This is a genomic window from Streptomyces sp. NPDC031132 (genome assembly GCF_055570595.1).
On sequence record NZ_JBVIGX010000006.1, the window covers coordinates 328503 to 345199 of the forward strand.

The 16697-nt window shown below is 70.0% G+C and carries 8 protein-coding genes, 1 tRNA gene and 1 rRNA gene; 1 reads left to right on the forward strand and 9 read right to left on the reverse strand.

The features are described from left to right. Positions 1–71 precede the first annotated feature (71 nt). The 6 genes from pgsA to ACZ49B_RS12350 all read right to left on the reverse strand — a co-directional run bounded on the left by pgsA (position 72) and on the right by ACZ49B_RS12350 (position 12828). A complete protein-coding gene (gene pgsA, locus ACZ49B_RS12325) occupies positions 72–728 on the reverse strand; it encodes a CDP-diacylglycerol--glycerol-3-phosphate 3-phosphatidyltransferase (protein ID WP_468303954.1) in 657 nt (218 codons plus the stop codon). Continuing rightward, positions 725–2206, reverse strand: a complete 1482-nt coding sequence (rimO, locus tag ACZ49B_RS12330; RefSeq protein WP_468303957.1) for a 30S ribosomal protein S12 methylthiotransferase RimO — start codon at positions 2204–2206, stop codon at positions 725–727. The genes pgsA and rimO overlap by 4 nt, the downstream gene beginning before the upstream one ends. A gap of 115 nt (positions 2207–2321) precedes the next feature. Next, entirely contained in the window at positions 2322–3218 is an 897-nt protein-coding gene (locus ACZ49B_RS12335) for a helix-turn-helix domain-containing protein (protein WP_468303960.1), read from the reverse strand. A 217-nt stretch (positions 3219–3435) separates the two neighbouring features. Continuing rightward, complete coding sequence (locus ACZ49B_RS12340; RefSeq protein WP_468303962.1) at positions 3436–6210, reverse strand: DNA translocase FtsK; 2775 nt, start codon at positions 6208–6210, stop codon at positions 3436–3438. Positions 6211–6353: 143 nt separating this feature from the next. Beyond that, on the reverse strand, positions 6354–7031 hold the full coding sequence (locus ACZ49B_RS12345) for a response regulator (RefSeq protein ID WP_468303964.1): 678 nt from the start codon (positions 7029–7031) through the stop codon (positions 6354–6356). 277 nt (positions 7032–7308) lie between these two features. Continuing rightward, the gene (locus ACZ49B_RS12350) at positions 7309–12828 is read right to left on the reverse strand and encodes a HAMP domain-containing protein (protein ID WP_468303967.1); all 5520 of its coding nucleotides are present in this window, start codon (positions 12826–12828) and stop codon (positions 7309–7311) included. 192 nt (positions 12829–13020) lie between these two features. Here ACZ49B_RS12350 and ACZ49B_RS12355 point away from each other — a divergent pair, with 192 nt between their 5' ends. After that, positions 13021–15582, forward strand: a complete 2562-nt coding sequence (locus ACZ49B_RS12355; protein ID WP_468303998.1) for a SpoIIE family protein phosphatase — start codon at positions 13021–13023, stop codon at positions 15580–15582. Between the two features lie 7 nt (positions 15583–15589). Here ACZ49B_RS12355 and ACZ49B_RS12360 read toward each other — a convergent pair whose 3' ends face one another. From ACZ49B_RS12360 to rrf, 3 genes are all read right to left on the reverse strand, one after another. After that, positions 15590–16186 carry an HdeD family acid-resistance protein gene (locus ACZ49B_RS12360; protein WP_468303971.1) on the reverse strand — a complete coding sequence of 199 codons (597 nt, stop codon included), beginning with the start codon at positions 16184–16186 and terminating at the stop codon, positions 15590–15592. Positions 16187–16359: 173 nt separating this feature from the next. Then, a tRNA-Thr gene (locus ACZ49B_RS12365) sits at positions 16360–16435 on the reverse strand. 5 nt (positions 16436–16440) lie between these two features. After that, positions 16441–16557, reverse strand: a 5S ribosomal RNA gene (gene rrf / locus ACZ49B_RS12370). Positions 16558–16697 lie beyond the last annotated feature (140 nt).

Here is a 16697-nt window from a genome sequence, read left to right on the forward strand (position 1 = left end):
GGTCCCGGCCGCCGCCCCCGCGGCGTCCGGAGCGGCCCCACCGGCCACCGGAGATTCCCCCACCGGTTGTGTCACCTTGCGGCCCGCTCCGCACCCAGACCCTGGCGCCGCAGCACCACGGCCTGGCGGATGTAATCCAAACCGGTGACCAAGGTCAGCACGACGGCGGCCGCCATCACCCAGAAGCGCATGGTCGCCAGGGCCCCGGTCAGCGCGAGCACGTACATTCCCACCGCCGTCCCCTGGACCAGGGTCTTGAGCTTGCCGCCCCGGCTGGCGGGGATCACTCCGTACCTGATGACCCAGAAACGCATGAGCGTGATCCCGAGTTCCCGCCCGAGGATCAGCCCGGTCACCCACCAGGGCAGGTCGCCCAGCCAGGAGAGACAGATCAAAGCCGACCCCATGATCGCCTTGTCGGCGATGGGGTCGGCGATCTTCCCGAAGTCCGTGACCAGGTTGTACGTCCGGGCCAGGTGCCCGTCGAAGATGTCCGTGATCATGGCGACGGCGAACGCGGCCCAGGCCCACGCGCGCCACACCGGGTCGTACCCGCCGTCGGCGAGGAGGAGCATGACGAATCCCGGCACCAGGACGAGCCGGATCATCGTCAGGATGTTGGCGATGTTCCACAGGCTGGCCTGATCGACCGCCGCAGCCCCCAGCTTCGCGCCGGGCGCGGGCCGGCGGCCGGTCCCGCCCGCCGCAGATGCCGGGACTCCGGTCATCCGGCCGCCTCCTCGAGATGCAGGGGCTCGGCCACCAGGTCCACGCCCAGGGTTCCGACCACCTTCGCCGTCACGATACGGCCGGGCACCAGGCCCGTGCTGTCCGTGAAGACGACCTGGCCGTCGGTCTCGGGGGCCTGGTGCGCGGCGCGCCCGTAGGCGCCGTCACCGTCCTCGTCGACCGCCTCGACGGACTCGACGAGTACCTCCAGGGTCTCCCCGATCCGCTCCTCCGCGCGCTGCGAGGTGAGCTCCTCGGCGAGCCGCTGCATGTGGGCGAGCCGCTCGGCGATCGTGTCCTCGTCCAGCTTGCCGTCGTACGTGACGGCCTCGGTGCCGTCCTCGTCGGAGTAGCCGAAGACGCCGATCGCGTCGAGCCGCGCGTGGGTGAGGAACCGCTCCAGCTCGGCGAAGTCCGACTCCTTCTCGCCGGGGAAGCCGACGATGAAGTTGGACCGGACGCCGGCCTGCGGGGCCTTGGTGCGGATGGTGTCCAGCAGCTCGAGGAACCGGTCGGTGTCACCGAAGCGGCGCATGGAGCGCAGCACGTCGGGGGCCGAGTGCTGGAAGGACAGGTCGAAGTACGGCACGACCTTGGGGGTCGAGGTCAGCACGTCGATCAGGCCGGGCCGCATCTCTGCGGGCTGGAGGTAGCTGACGCGGACGCGCTCGATGCCGTCCACCTCGGCCAGCTCGGGCAGCAGGGTCTCCAGCAGGCGGATGTCGCCGAGGTCCTTGCCGTACGAGGTGTTGTTCTCGGAGACCAGCATGATCTCCTTGACGCCCTGCTCGGCGAGCCAGCGCGTCTCGCCCAGCACGTCGCTGGGGCGGCGCGAGATGAACGAGCCGCGGAAGGACGGGATGGCGCAGAAGGAGCAGCGGCGGTCGCAGCCGGAGGCCAGCTTGACCGAGGCGACCGGGCTCTTGTCCAGGCGGCGGCGCAGCGGCGCACGCGGACCGGAGGCGGGCGCGACGCCCTCGGGGAGGTCTGCGGGGGCGGCCTCGGGCTCCTGCGCGTGGCCGGGCAGCGCCACCTCGGCGTCCTGGCGGGCCGCAGGGCTGATCGGGAGCAGCTTGCGCCGGTCGCGCGGGGTGTGGGAGGCGTGGATGCCGCCGTTGAGGATGGTCTGCAGGCGGTCGGAGATGTCGGCGTAGTCGTCGAAGCCGAGCACGCCGTCGGCCTCGGGGAGCGCCTCGGCGAGCTCCTTGCCGTAGCGCTCGGCCATGCAGCCGACGGCGACGACGGCCTGGGTCTTGCCGTGATCCTTGAGATCGTTGGCTTCCAGCAGGGCGTCTACGGAGTCCTTTTTGGCGGCTTCGACGAAGCCGCAGGTGTTGACGACGGCTACGTCCGCATCGGCGGCGTCCTCGACGAGCTCCCAGCCATCCGCCGCCAAGCGGCCTGCGAGCTCCTCCGAGTCCACCTCGTTACGGGCGCAGCCAAGAGTGACAAGGGCGACGGTGCGGCGTTCGGGCATGGACTCAAGACTACTTTGTCCAAACGCCGACCCCCGCCCCAAGTCCCGGTAAACCAAGATCCCCGGAGTGCGGCGCAGCACCCCGGGGACCCGGAATCACGGATTCAGCGCTATATCAGCCCGCCTGTGCGGCTCCCTGGCGGGGGTCGTCCTTGGTGTATGTGAGGCGTTCCACCTGACCGGGCCGGAAATCTTCCTTGATCTCCTTGCCGTTCACGAAGAGCTTCACGACCCCGGCGTCGCCGAGGACGAGGTCGATGGATTCCTTGTCCGTGAAGGTCTTGGACTCGCCCGGGGTCAGCGTGCCGTCGAACAGCAGCCGGCCGCTGTGGTCCTTCGCGGAGATCCAGCTCTCGCCCTCGTTGGCCGTCAGGACGACCGTGACGAGGTCCTTGGGCGCGGCGGCGATGGCACTGTCCGAGGGCTCCGGCTGGGGCGCCTTCGGGGACTGCGGGGGCTGGGCGGCCGGTTTGCCGGCCGACTGCTTGGGTGCGGCCTGCGGGGAGGCGGAACCTTCCGCCACCGGCCGCTTGTCCTTCGCGTCGCCGCCGCCGAAGGCCGTGAAGCCCACGAAGCCGATGACGGCGACGATGGCGGCGACCATGGCCGCGGTCCAGTTGGGCCGCTGCCGCTCGGGACGGATGCGCTCGGCGTCGAACATCGGCGCGGCGGGCGTGGGTGCCGGCCGGCCGCCGTGGGCGGCGTCGTACGCATCGACCAGGGGTTCCGGATCGAGGTGGACGGCGCGGGCGAGCGTACGGATGTGACCGCGGGCGTAGACGTCGCCGCCGCACCGCGTGAAATCGTCAGCTTCGATCGCGTGCACGATCGGGATGCGCACGCGGGTGGTGGAACTGACCTCGTCGACAGTGAGCCCGGCGGCGATCCGGGCCTTCTTCAGGGCCGTCCCGATGGACGGTCCTTCGACTGTGGGTTCGATGATGCGGTCCTCGGACCGGTCGTCGGTCGAAGGCCGCTCATCTTCGGGGGAGTTGGAGTTGCCGATGGACACGAGGGCGCCTTTCGAGCGTGTAGCCACCTGCTGGATGTCCAGTCTAGGGGGGTGACGAAAGGGTGGAGCAACCGGAGGGTGGACTTCCTACGCCATCCGAATGGCAATCCGAACAGTGCAGGAAGTCCGGGTGCTGCGGCGGACCGGCACCGGGCGCGGTGCCGCCACCTCCCTCAACTTGACGCGGACCCAAGGGAAACGGTTGCCCGCCCAAGAATTACGGTTGGGTCTCTCCCCGGATGACGGCGAGGACCCCGTCCAGCTCGTCCGCCTTCACCAGCACGTCGCGCGCCTTCGACCCCTCGCTCGGGCCGACGATCCCCCGCGACTCCATCAGGTCCATGAGCCGGCCGGCCTTCGCGAAGCCCACCCGGAGCTTGCGCTGGAGCATCGAGGTCGACCCGAACTGGGTGGAGACCACCAGCTCGGCCGCCTGGCACAGCAGGTCCAGGTCGTCGCCGATCTCCTCGTCGATCTCCTTCTTCTGCTTCTGCCCGACGGTGACGTCGTCCCGGAAGACGGGCGCCATCTGGTCCTTGCAGTGCTGCACGATCCCGGCGATCTCGTCCTCGGTGACGAAGGCGCCCTGGAGGCGGACCGGCTTGTTCGCACCCATCGGCAGGAACAGCCCGTCGCCCTTGCCGATGAGCTTCTCGGCGCCCGGCTGGTCGAGGATGACACGGCTGTCGGCGAGCGAGGAGGTGGCGAACGCGAGCCGCGAGGGCACGTTCGCCTTGATCAGGCCGGTGACCACGTCCACCGAGGGCCGCTGGGTGGCGAGCACCAGGTGGATGCCGGCCGCGCGGGCCAGCTGGGTGATCCGGACGATCGAGTCCTCGACGTCGCGCGGGGCCACCATCATCAGGTCGGCGAGCTCGTCGACGATCACCAGCAGGTACGGGTACGGGCTGAGCTCCCGCTCGCTGCCCGGCGGCAGCTTGATCTTGCCGTCCCGGATGGCCTGGTTGAAGTCGTCGATGTGCCGGTAGCCGAAGGCCGCCAGGTCGTCGTAGCGCAGGTCCATCTCGCGCACGACCCACTGGAGCGCCTCGGCGGCCCGCTTGGGGTTGGTGATGATCGGCGTGATCAGGTGCGGGATGCCCTCGTACGCCGTCAGCTCCACCCGCTTGGGGTCGACGAGGACCATCCGGACGTCCTCCGGGGTGGCCCGGACCATCACCGAGGTGATCAGGCAGTTGATGCAGGAGGACTTTCCGGAGCCGGTGGCGCCGGCCACGAGCACGTGCGGCATCTTCGCGAGGTTGGCCATGACGTAGCCGCCCTCGACGTCCTTGCCGAGCGCCACCAGCATCGGGTGGTCGTCCTCGGCCGCGTCCGCCAGCCGGAGCACGTCCCCCAGGTTGACCATCTCGCGGTCGGTGTTCGGGATCTCGATGCCGACCGCCGACTTGCCCGGGATCGGGCTGATGATGCGGACGTCCGGCGAGGCCACGGCGTACGCGATGTTCTTGGTCAGCGCGGTGATCCGCTCGACCTTGACCGCCGCACCCAGGGTGACCTCGTACCGGGTGACCGTCGGCCCCCGGGTGAAGCCGGTGACGTCCGCGTCGACCTTGAACTCGGTGAACACGTTGCGCAGCGAAGCGACCACGGCGTCGTTGGCGGCGCTACGGGTCTTGCCGGGCCCGCCCTTCTCCAGCAGGTCGAGGGAGGGCAGTGCGTACGTGATGTCCCCCCGCAGCTGGAGCTGCTCGGCGCGGGGCGGCAGCGGCTGGGCCGGCGGGGGCGCCTTGGTGAGGTCCGGCACCGACAAGGTCCCGGAAGCCGCGGCGGTGGTGGCGTGCGGGGCCTCGGCCGGCTCCGGGGCGGCGGCCTTGGGCCGCTCCTCACGGGCGGGCGGCACCGGAGCGGTGATCTCCACGCCGGCGCGCTCGGCGGAGATGCCGTGCGTCAGGTCGGCCACCAGCGGGGAGGGCGGCATCCCGCCGTAGACCACCCCGTCCAGCGCGGCGGCGGCCGCCGCGGCCACGTCGACGGCGTCCATCTCCCGGTCCCGGGCGGGCCGGGCCGGGGTGCGCCGGGGGCGCCGCCGCCGGGCGAGCGCCTGCTCCTCGGCGGCGTCGTCGAGGTCGGCGAGGTCGGCAGGTTCACCGGAGCCGGCGGCGCCGGAGCGGGCCCGCCACTGCTCGGGGTCGTGCCGCCCGGCGGCGCCGTCCTCCCCGAAGCCCTCGTCGTACTCGTTCGGGGCGATGATCCCGAGCCGGATGCCGAGCCGCCGCAGCCGCTGCGGGATCGCGTTGACCGGGGTCGCCGTGACCACGAGCAGCCCGAAGATCGTGAGCAGCACGAGCATCGGCACGGCCAGCGGCGCACCCATGGTGAAGATCAGCGGCTTCGAGGCGCCCCAGCCGATCAGCCCGCCCGCGTCCTGCATGGCGGTGGTGCCCTCGTCCCGGCCCGGCGCCCCGCAGGCGATGTGCACGAGGCCGAGCACCCCGACGACGAGCGCGGAGAGGCCGACGCCGATCCGGCCGTTGGCGTCGGGCTGTTCGGGATGGCGGATGAAACGCACCGCCATGACGCCGAGCAGGATCGGCACGAGCAGATCCAGTCGCCCGAAGGCGCCGGTGACCAGCATGGTGACCAGATCCCCGACGGGACCGCTCAGGTTCGACCAGGTACCGGCGGCGACGATCAGCGCGAGGGCGAGCAGCAGCAGCGCGACGCCGTCCTTGCGGTGGGCGGGGTCGAGGTTCTTGGCCCCCTGGCCGATCCCGCGGAACACCGCACCGACGGCGTGCGCACAGCCCAGCCACACGGCGCGCACCAGCCGCACCACGCCCCCGGTGGGGGACGGCGCGGGCTTGGGCGGCACCTTCTTGACGGGGGCGCGCCGGGGCGCCGCCGCTTTCTTCGCGGCGGGCTTGCGGGCGGGGGCCGCCTTCTTCGCCGGCGCCGTCGTCCGGCCGGTGCGGCCCTTCGCGGTGCCCGCAGTGCTCTGGGAACCCTTGCCGGACGTACGTGAGGCCATGGGGCCGAGGTTACCGGTGCGCGCGCCGGTGGACACGCGTGCCCACCCCTTCACCCGTTCGTGTCGCGTGCCGTGTCGGTGCTTTGACGCACCGCCAGACCTGGCACCGCCCGAACGGCGCGGCGGTCAGCCCCTCGACGGGCTCAGCTCTGCGCGGGCAGCACCGGCGCTCCGCCGCCGGTCCCGGGCTCGAGCGCATCGAGCGCCCGCCGCAGGCCGGTGAGCTTGCGCTCCAGGTGGGCCGCGGTCGCCACGACCGCCGCATCGGCCGATTCCTCGCCGAGCTGCTTGGTCAGTGCCTCGGCCTGCTCCTCGACCGCCGCGAGCCGCGCGGAGAGCTCGGCCAGCAGGCCGGCCGTCTCCTTGGTGTCGCCGCCCGAGCCGCCGCCCTCCAGCTGGAGGCGCAGCAGTGCCGCCTGCTCCCTGAGCTGGCAGTTCTTGGTGTACAGCTCGACGAACACCGAGACCTTGGCCCGCAGCACCCACGGGTCGAAGGGCTTGGAGATGTAGTCCACCGCCCCGGCGGCGTAGCCGCGGAACGTGTGGTGCGGACCGTGGTTGATCGCGGTGAGGAAGATGATCGGGATGTCTCGGGTCCGTTCACGCCGCTTGATGTGCGCGGCCGTCTCGAAGCCGTCCATCCCGGGCATCTGCACATCCAGCAGGATGACCGCGAAATCGTCCGTCAGCAGCGCCTTGAGCGCTTCCTCTCCCGACGACGCCCGGACCAGTGTCTGATCGAGCGCGGAGAGGATGGCCTCCAGCGCCAGCAGATTCTCCGGCCGGTCGTCGACCAGGAGGATCTTGGCCTTCTGCACCATGCCCTGTCCTCCTCGCCCCGGCATGGGGCCTCCCCGGCTCCTGGCACCGGCCTGTACGCCGGGCCCCGCCCCAGAAGAGGACGGCATCCTTACGCCGTCCGTCCTTGTGCCGGTCATCGTAGCCCCAGTCCCGAGATCGCCACACCCTGTCACCAAGATGTCACTGTGCACGAAGCAGAAACGGTGTGGGGGAGCAGAAGGTTCCCCGTCTTCCGCCCTTCCACACCGTTTTCGCCACAGTCAGTCAGCAATTGGTATCAGAGCGCTCTGCAGTCGATCACTTGCCGCGCATCCACTGTTCCATCACCGACAGGAGATAGTCCGGGTCGACCGGCTTGGTGACATAGTCGGAAGCACCGGAATCGATCGCCTTCTCCCGGTCCCCCTTCATCGCCTTCGCCGTCAGCGCGATGATCGGCAGCCCGGCGAACTGCGGCATCCGCCGGATCGCCGAGGTCGTCGCGTACCCGTCCATCTCGGGCATCATGATGTCCATCAGCACGACGGTCACATCGTCGTGCTGCTCCAGGACCTCGATGCCCTCCCGGCCGTTCTCCGCGTACAGCACCGCCAGCCCGTGCTGCTCCAGCACACTAGTCAGCGCGAAGACGTTGCGGACGTCGTCGTCCACGATGAGCACCTTCTCACCGTGGAAGTCATACGTCCGGGGCACCACCGGAAGCTCTTCTTCCGGATTGGTCCAACCGTCCTCGGGCCCCTGCGCGTTCGGCTGTCCCGGCACCGCCGTACGCGGCTCCAGGTCGCTCAGCGCCTTGCGCCGCCGCCGGAACAGCGCGCCGCCCTGCCCCTGACCGGCCGCCTCGCCGGCAGGCAGCCCGGGCCGCACGTGCTGCGGCTGCACCTGCGGTGCGGAGACGGGCGCCGCCGGCAGCGCGGGCCGCGGCCCGTCGGCCTGCCTGCGGTACACCTCGCCGCGTCCGCCGCCGGGCGTGGGCGGTGCGTACCCCTGCGGCGGCAGCTCGCTCGGGTGCAGCGGCAGGTACAGCGTGAACGTGGACCCGCGGCCGGGCTCGCTCGCCGCGTGGATCTCCCCGCCCAGCAGCCGGGCGATCTCCCGGCTGATCGACAGCCCCAGGCCCGTACCGCCGTACTTCCTGCTGGTGGTTCCGTCGGCCTGCTTGAACGCCTCGAAGATGACCAGCATCTTGCTCGCCGCGATCCCGATCCCGGTGTCCGTCACCGAGAAGGCGATCAGGTCCCCGTCCGCCTCCCGCAGCGAACCGGCCTCGAGCAACTGCTCCCGGATCGCCGTCGGCACGTCCGAGCCGGCCGGTCGGATCACCAGCTCCACCGCACCGGTGTCGGTGAACTTCACCGCGTTCGACAGCAGGTTCCGCAGCACCTGGAGGAGGCGCTGCTCGTCCGTGTGCAGCGTCGCGGGCAACTCCGGGGAGACCCGTACCGAGAAGTCCAGGCCCTTCTCCGCGGTCAGCGGCCGGAAGGTGGCCTCCACGTAGTCCACGAGCTGGACCAGCGCGATCCGGGTCGGCGAGACGTCCATCTTCCCCGCCTCGACCTTCGACAGGTCCAGGATGTCGTTGATCAGCTGCAACAGGTCGGAGCCCGCCCCGTGGATGGTCTCCGCGAACTCCACCTGCTTCGGCGACAGGTTCTCGTCCGCGTTGTCGGCGAGCAGCTTGGCCAGGATCAGCAGCGAGTTGAGCGGCGTACGCAGCTCGTGCGACATGTTCGCCAGGAACTCGGACTTGTAGCGCATCGAGACCGCGAGCTGCTCGGCACGCTCCTCCAGGACCTGCCGGGCCTCCTCGATCTCGGTGTTCTTCACCTCGATGTCCCGGTTCTGCTGGGCCAACAGCTCGGCCTTCTCCTCCAGTTCGGCGTTGGCCGCCTGGAGCGCCTTCTGTCGGTTCTCCAGCTCGTCGGAACGCTCGCGCAGCTGCTCGGTCATCTCCTGCGACTGCTTGAGCAGCATCTCCGTCTTGGAGTTGACGCTGATCGTGTTGACGCTCGTACCGATCATCTCGGCGATCTGGCTCAGGAAGTCCTTCTGGATCTGTGTGAAGGGCTGGAAGGACGCCAGCTCGATGACGCCGAGCACCTTCCCCTCGAACAGCACCGGCAGCACGATCACGTGCGCCGGCGGCGCCTCCCCGAGCCCCGAGGAGATCTTCAGGTAGCCGGGCGGGGTGTTCTCGACGAGGATCGTCCGCTTCTCCTCCGCGACGGTCCCGATCAGCCCCTCCCCCGGCCGGAAGGAGATGGGCATCTGACCGCCGGCGTACGCGTAACTCCCGCGCATCCGCAGCTCGTACGCACCGTCGGGACCTCCCTCGGTCCCGATCTCGGTGGTGCCGCCCGACGGCAGCGCCAGGAAGAACGCCCCGTGCTGCGCCGAGACCACCGGGGTCAGCTCGCTCATGATCAGCGAAGCCACGTCGTCCAGCTCGCGACGGCCCTGCATCAGGGCCGAGATCCGGGCGAGGTTGCCCTTCAGCCAGTCCTGCTCCTTGTTGGCCAAGGTGGTGTCGCGCAGGTTCGCGATCATCGTGTTGATGTTGTCCTGGAGGACCTGGATCTCGCCCGATGCGTCCACGTCGATCTTCAGGTTGAGGTCTCCGCGGGTCACCGCGGTGGCCACGGCAGCGATCGCGCGCACCTGCCGGGTGAGGTTCCCGGCCATCTCGTTCACGGACTCCGTGAGGTCGCGCCAGGTGCCGTCCACGTCGCGGACCCGCGCCTGACCGCCCAGGATCCCCTCGGTGCCCACCTCGCGGGCCACCCGCGTCACCTGGTCGGCGAACGAGGACAGCTGGTCGACCATCGTGTTGATCGTGGTCTTGAGTTCCAGGATCTCGCCGCGCGCATCGATGTCGATCTTCTTGGTCATGTCGCCCTTGGCGATGGCGGTCGTGACCATGGCGATCTGCCGCACCTGGCCGGTGAGGTTCGAGGCCATGAAGTTCACCGAATCGGTGAGGTCCTTCCACGTCCCGGAGACGCCCGGCACGTGCGCCTGACCGCCGAGGCGGCCCTCCGTACCCACCTCGCGGGCGACTCGCGTCACCTCGTCGGCGAACGAGGACAGGGTCTTCACCATCGTGTTCACGGTGTCGGCGAGCTGCGCGACCTCGCCCCGCGCCTCGACCGTGACCTTCTTCGTCAGGTCACCGTTGGCGACCGCCGCCGAGACCTGCGAGATGTTGCGCACCTGCGAGGTCAGGTTGTTGGCCATCAGGTTGACGTTGTCGGTCAGGTCCTTCCAGATGCCCGTCACCCCGCGCACCCGGGCCTGGCCGCCGAGGATGCCCTCGGAACCCACCTCGCGGGCCACCCGCGTCACCTGCTCGGCGAACGAGGACAGCTGGTCCACCATCGTGTTGACGGTCGTGACCAGCTCGAGGATCTCGCCCTTCGCGTCCACCGTGATCTTCTTGGAGAGATCGCCCATGGCGACCGCCGTCGTCACCTCGGCGATGTTGCGCACCTGAGAGGTCAGGTTGTTCGCCATGAAGTTGACGGACTGCGTGAGGTCCTTCCAGGTGCCGGAGACCCCCTTCACCTCCGCCTGCCCGCCCAGGATGCCCTCGGTGCCCACCTCGCGGGCCACTCGGGTCACCTGCTCCGCGAAGTTCGAGAGCTGGTCCACCATCGTGTTGAGGGTGTTCTTCAGCTCCAGGATCTCGCCGCGCGCATCCACGTCGATCTTCTGCGACAGGTCACCACGCGCCACCGCCGTCGCGACCTGCGCGATGTTGCGCACCTGAGAGGTCAGGTTGCCGGCCATGCCGTTCACGGAATCGGTCAGGTCGCGCCAGACACCGGCCACACCGGGCACCTGCGCCTGACCGCCGAGCCGGCCCTCCGTACCCACGTCCCGGGCCACCCGGGTCACCTGCTCCGCGAAGGCCGAGAGCTGGTCGACCATCGTGTTGATGGTGTTCTTCAGCTCCAGGATCTCGCCGCGCGCATCCACGTCGATCTTCTGCGACAGGTCACCACGGGCCACCGCCGTCGTCACCTGCGCGATCTGGCGCACCTGAGAGGTCAGGTTGCCGGCCATGAAGTTGACGGAGTCGGTGAGCTCCTTCCACGTCCCGGACACCCCCTCCACCCGGGCCTGACCGCCGAGGCGGCCCTCCGTGCCCACGTCCCGCGCCATCCGCGTGACCTGGTCGGCGAAGCTGGAGAGCTGGTCCACCATCGTGTTCACGGTGTTCTTCAGCTGGAGCATCTCGCCCGAGACGTCCACGGTGACCTTCTGCGACAGGTCGCCGTTGGCCACCGCCGTCGTCACCTGCGCGATGTTGCGGACCTGGCCGGTGAGGTTGCGGAAGGCGGTGTTCACCGAATCGGTGAGGTCCTTCCACGTACCCGCCGCACCCGGCACCTGCGCCTGACCGCCCAGCTCACCCTCGACGCCGACCTCACGGGCCACACGCGTCACTTCCGCACCGAAGGACTGGAGCTGGTCCACCATCGTGTTGACGGTGTTCTTCAGCTCCAGCATCTCGCCGGCCACGTCGACCGTGACCTTCTGCGACAGATCGCCGTTGGCCACGGCGGTCGTCACCTGGGCGATGTCCCGCACCTGCGTGGTGAGGTTGCGGAAGACCGTGTTCACCGAATCGGTGAGGTCCTTCCACGTACCCGCCGCACCCGGCACCTGTGCCTGACCGCCCAGCAGGCCCTTCGCGCCGACCTCGCTGGCCACGCGCGTGACCTCGTCCGCGAAGGTCCGCAGGGTCTCCGTCATCTGGTTGATCGTTTCGGCCAGCTGCGCCACCTCGCCGCGCGCGCTGACCCGTACCTTCTGCGACAGGTCACCGTTGGCGACAGCCGTCGTGACCTGCGCGATCCCCCGCACCTGGGCCGTCAGGTTGCCCGCCATCGTGTTGACGGAGTCGGTCAGGTCCTTCCACACGCCCGCGACCCCGGGCACCTTCGCCTGGCCGCCGAGCTCGCCCTCCGTACCCACCTCACGAGCGACTCGCGTCACCTCGGAGGAGAACGACGACAGCTGGTCCACCATCGTGTTCACGGTGTTCTTCAGCTGGAGCATCTCGCCGGCCACGTGCACCGTGACCTTGCGCGACAGATCACCCTTCGCGACCGCCGTCGTGACGAGAGCGATGTCACGCACCTGAGCGGTGAGCCGGTACGCCATCGTGTTGACGGAGTCGGTCAGATCCTTCCAAGAACCCGACATTCCGCGCACCTGGGCCTGACCGCCGAGCTTGCCCTCGGTACCCACCTCCAGCGCCACACGTGTCACCTCGTCGGTGAACGCGGACAGCTGGTCGACCAGGTTGTTGACCGTACGCCCGACCTTCAGGAACTCGCCGCGCAGCGGATGCCCGGCTCCGTCCGCCGTCTGCGTCCGCAGGTCCATCCGCTGGTCCAGATCACCCTCGGCGACCGCCGACAGCACCCGGCCCACTTCGGACACCGGCCGGGCAAGATCGTCCACCAGCTGGTTCGAGGCATCGATCGCGGCCGCCCAGGAGCCCTCGCAGGCGCCTGTTTCCAGCCGTTCGCTCAGCTTCCCCTCGCGGCCCACCATCCGCCGCACCCGGGAGAGCTCTCCCGTCAGATGGAGATTGCGGTCGGCGACCTCGTTGTAGACGGCGGCGATCTCCGCCATCACGCCCTCGCCGGACACCGTCAGCCGCTTGCGGAAGTTCCCGTCCCGCATCGACACCAGGGCCGTGAGCAGCCGGTTCAGGGCGGCGGTATCGACTTCCGTCGTGCCGTTCCGGCGGGACCTCCCGCCTTTCGGGCGCGTTCCCGTACGCCGCACCGCTGCGCCAGACTCCACCGTGTCCCTCCCGAAAGGGTCGACCGCTGTTCCACCGACACCCGGCGAGTCGCACGCCCGGCTATTCGATCCTGCCCAGTGTTTCACCCTGGCCGAACCCGGCCATAACACTTCGGCACCATCGCACACCGGCCGCACCCTGCGGGTGGAATCCCGGACGACGGCACCAAGCCGACCGCGAAGGTAAGTAACCTGGCATCCGATGTCCAACCGCGTCGAAGGAGATTCGTGATCACGGCTCGGGCGGCTGCCAGCTTCGACCCCCTCGGGCGCTCGGTCGCCGCGGCCCGCGCGTTCGTCCGCGACACCCTCCAGGGCTGGGGCTTCGCGGACATCGTCGACGACGCCGTGGTCCTCACGAGCGAGCTCGTCACCAACGCCGTGGTCCACGCCGGGACCAAGGCCGAGGTCCTGTGCCTGCGCTCCGGGGACGGGGTACGGGTCGAGATCGCCGACCGGTATCCCGAGCGCGAGCTCCCGCTGCGCCATCCCGACGAGCGCCCGTACGCCGACCCCGACCGCGAGAACGGCCGCGGGCTGATGCTCTGCGCCGCCCTCGCCACCCGCTGGGGCGTCGAGTACACCGCCACCCACAAGCACGTGTGGTTCCGGCTCGACCTGCCAGACCGGCCGGTCGGTACCCGCTCCGCCGGGCCCGTCGTCCCGGACCGGCTCCTCCCGCTCGCCGACAGCCGGGTCCGCGTCGCCGTCCTCCAGATCGACGCCTCCGACTCCATCTCCGCCTGGAACGAGGACGCCGAGCACGTCTTCGGCTACTCCGCCGAGAAGGTCCTCGGCCGCCCCCTCGCCGAGCTCGCCGCCTGGCCCCAGACCCCCGGCACCGGCACCGGCATCGCCGAGGCCCTGCGCCTGTCCCGCTGGGAGGGCAGCTACGGCATCCGCGGCGCCGACGGCCGCGTGATCCCGGTGTACGCCTCCCACCTGCGGGTCCGCGATGCCCACGGGGAGCCGTCCATCGTCTGCCTGCTGGTCCACGACGACGAGCGGGCCCTGCTCCAGACCCCCGTACGGGTGGCCTCCGCCGACAGCCTCCAGCTCACCGAGCCCCGCCCCGCGGACCCCTTCGAGGTCTTCATCGGCTCCCCCGCCCCCGACGACCTCGACGGGCTCCTCCAGCGCACCGTCGAACGCGCCCGTGACATGCTCGACGCCGACGCCGCCTTCCTGCTGCTGGCCACCGACGACGAGACGGAGCTCGAGGTCCGCGCCACGACCGGGCTGCCGTCCACCCGCCAGCGCTTCGCCCGCGTCCCCGTCGAAGCCGGCACCAACCGGTACGGCTCCGCCCGCATGCCCGCCGTCCACGACGACCTCGCCGCCGTCCCCGGAGCCGTCCCGCTCCTGGAGGCCACCGGCATGCGCTCGGTCATCACCGTCCCGCTCAAGGTCGAGGGCCGGCTCACCGGTTCGCTCGGAGTCGCCACCGAGAACCCCGGCCGCTACTCGAACGCCGAGGCCCTGCGCCTCCAGTTCGCCGCCGACCGCATCGCCCTCGCCGTCGAATCGGCCCGCCTCGGCGAGCTGGAACGCCTGCGCCGCGGCTCCCTGTCCTTCCTCGTCGAGGCCTCCGACCTGCTCGCCGGCACCCTCGACCGGGACCAGACCCTGGCCCTCATGGCCCAGATGACCGTCCCGACCCTCGCCACCTGGTGCGCCGTCTACACCATCGCCGACCAGTCCTCCGACCCGTACCTCTCGTACGTCCTGCACGAGGACGAGGAACGCATCGACGGCCTCAAGGCCCTGCTCTCCCACGTCAGCCCGCCCGAACCGGTCCGCGAGGCCGGCGCCCGCCCCTGGCCCGCGACGACCTCGGCGGTCGGCGGGGAGACCGTCGTCCTCCCGCTCCTGGCCCGCAACCGCGTCATCGGCATGCTCACCCTCGGCAAGCCGTCCGAGGAGCACTTCCGCCAGGAGATCCTCGAACTCGCCGAGGACCTCTCGCGCCGCGCCGCCCTCGCCCTGGACAACGCCCGCCTGTACTCCGAGCGCACCGCCATCAGCCGCTCCCTGCAGCGCAGCCTGCTCCCGCCCGGCTCCCCCGCCATCCCCGGCATGGAGGTCGAGGTCATCTACCGCGCGGCCGGCGAGGGCAACGAGGTGGGCGGCGACTTCTACGACGTCTTCCCGATCCGCGACGGCGCGTACGGCTTCGCCATCGGCGACGTCTGCGGTACGGGCCCCGAGGCGGCCGCCGTCACCGGCCTCGCCCGGCACGCCCTGCGCCTCCTGGCCCGCGAGGGCCTCGGCGGCCCGGCGGTACTGGAACGGCTCAACGCGGCCATCCTCGACGAGGGCGCCCGCAGCCGCTTCCTGACCCTCCTCTACGGCGAGCTCCACCCCCAGCCGGACGGCGGCGCCCTGATGAAGGTCGTCTGCGCCGGCCACCCGCTGCCGCTCCGGCTGCGCCCGGACGGCCAGGTCACCCCGGCCGCGGACCCGCAGCCCCTGCTCGGCGTGATCGACGACCTGGACCTCTACGAGCAGACCCTCACCCTGGACCCGGGTGACGTCCTCCTCTGCGTCACGGACGGCGTGACGGAACGCCGCGAAGGCACCCGCATGCTGGGCGACGACGGCCTCGCGGAGGTCCTCACGACGTGCACGGGCCTCACCGCCGGCGCCGTCGCCTCGCGCGTCCTGCGTGCGGTGGAACGCTTCGCGGCGGAACCCGCCTCGGACGACATGGCCATCCTGGCCTTCCGCGTCCCCCACCAGCGCGAAGGCGACTAAGACGCTCCTAGAGTCTCGTGTGGCGGGTGGCGGAGCGCAGTGCGAAGGCCATCACCACTTCGAACACGCCCAGCAGGACGAGCCAGAGACCCAGCAGCCGTGTCAGCGCGACCGCGGAATCCACCGGGAAGCAGAGCACGACGATTCCGGCTACGGCGCCGAGAACGCCCAGGCCGAAGAGCAGGCCCCGGTGCACGCGCGCGCGGTCCGCGATCGCGGTGTATGCCGTCAGCACTCCGGTCAGCAGCCAGAACACCCCGAGGATCAGGGACAGCGCGCCGATCGTCTGCATCGGATGCCGCAGTACCAGGACGCCGGCCAGGAACGCCAGCATGGAGACCAGGATGCCGGCCAGCTTGCCGCCGTCGCTGCTGTGCGAGAAGGCGGCGACGAAACGGAAGACACCGGCCACAAGAAGCTGCAGACCGATGATGACGGCCAGGATGTGCAGCGTCTCGTCGGGCCACACCAGTACCAGGATGCCTGGAATCAGGGTCGCGAGGGCGAAGCAGAGCGCCCAGTGCCAGGTGCTTCCGACCTGCTTGAGGACGTCCTCGGGGTCGCTCTGCGTGTGCTGCGGTGCCGCGTCAGAGGGTACGGTCATCACGCCTCCCAGGCCTGCCGGGCGCCCCTCAAAGGCACCTCGAAGCCGCCGGTCCTGCCTTGTTCCCCTTGCCGCCCATGTTAGAGACGTGTGGTGCAGCCCGCCCGTCCGGCGGGCGCGCGGGCGCCCGGAAATGCAAAAAGGCCCCCGCCATGAGGCGGGGGCCTTTTCTTTGGAGCCCTTTAACGGAATCGAACCGTTGACCTTCTCCTTACCATGGAGACGCTCTACCGACTGAGCTAAAAGGGCGGGTTGTTCGGCGGCGTCCTACTCTCCCACAGGGTCCCCCCTGCAGTACCATCGGCGCTGAAAGGCTTAGCTTCCGGGTTCGGAATGTAACCGGGCGTTTCCCTAACGCTATGACCACCGAAACACTATGAAATTTGAACGCTGGCATGGACACAGCTGTTCGTTATTTCAGAACTAACACAGTGGACGCGAGCAACTGAGGACAAGCCCTCGGCCTATTAGTACCAGTCAGCTCCACCCGTTACCGGGCTTCCACATCTGG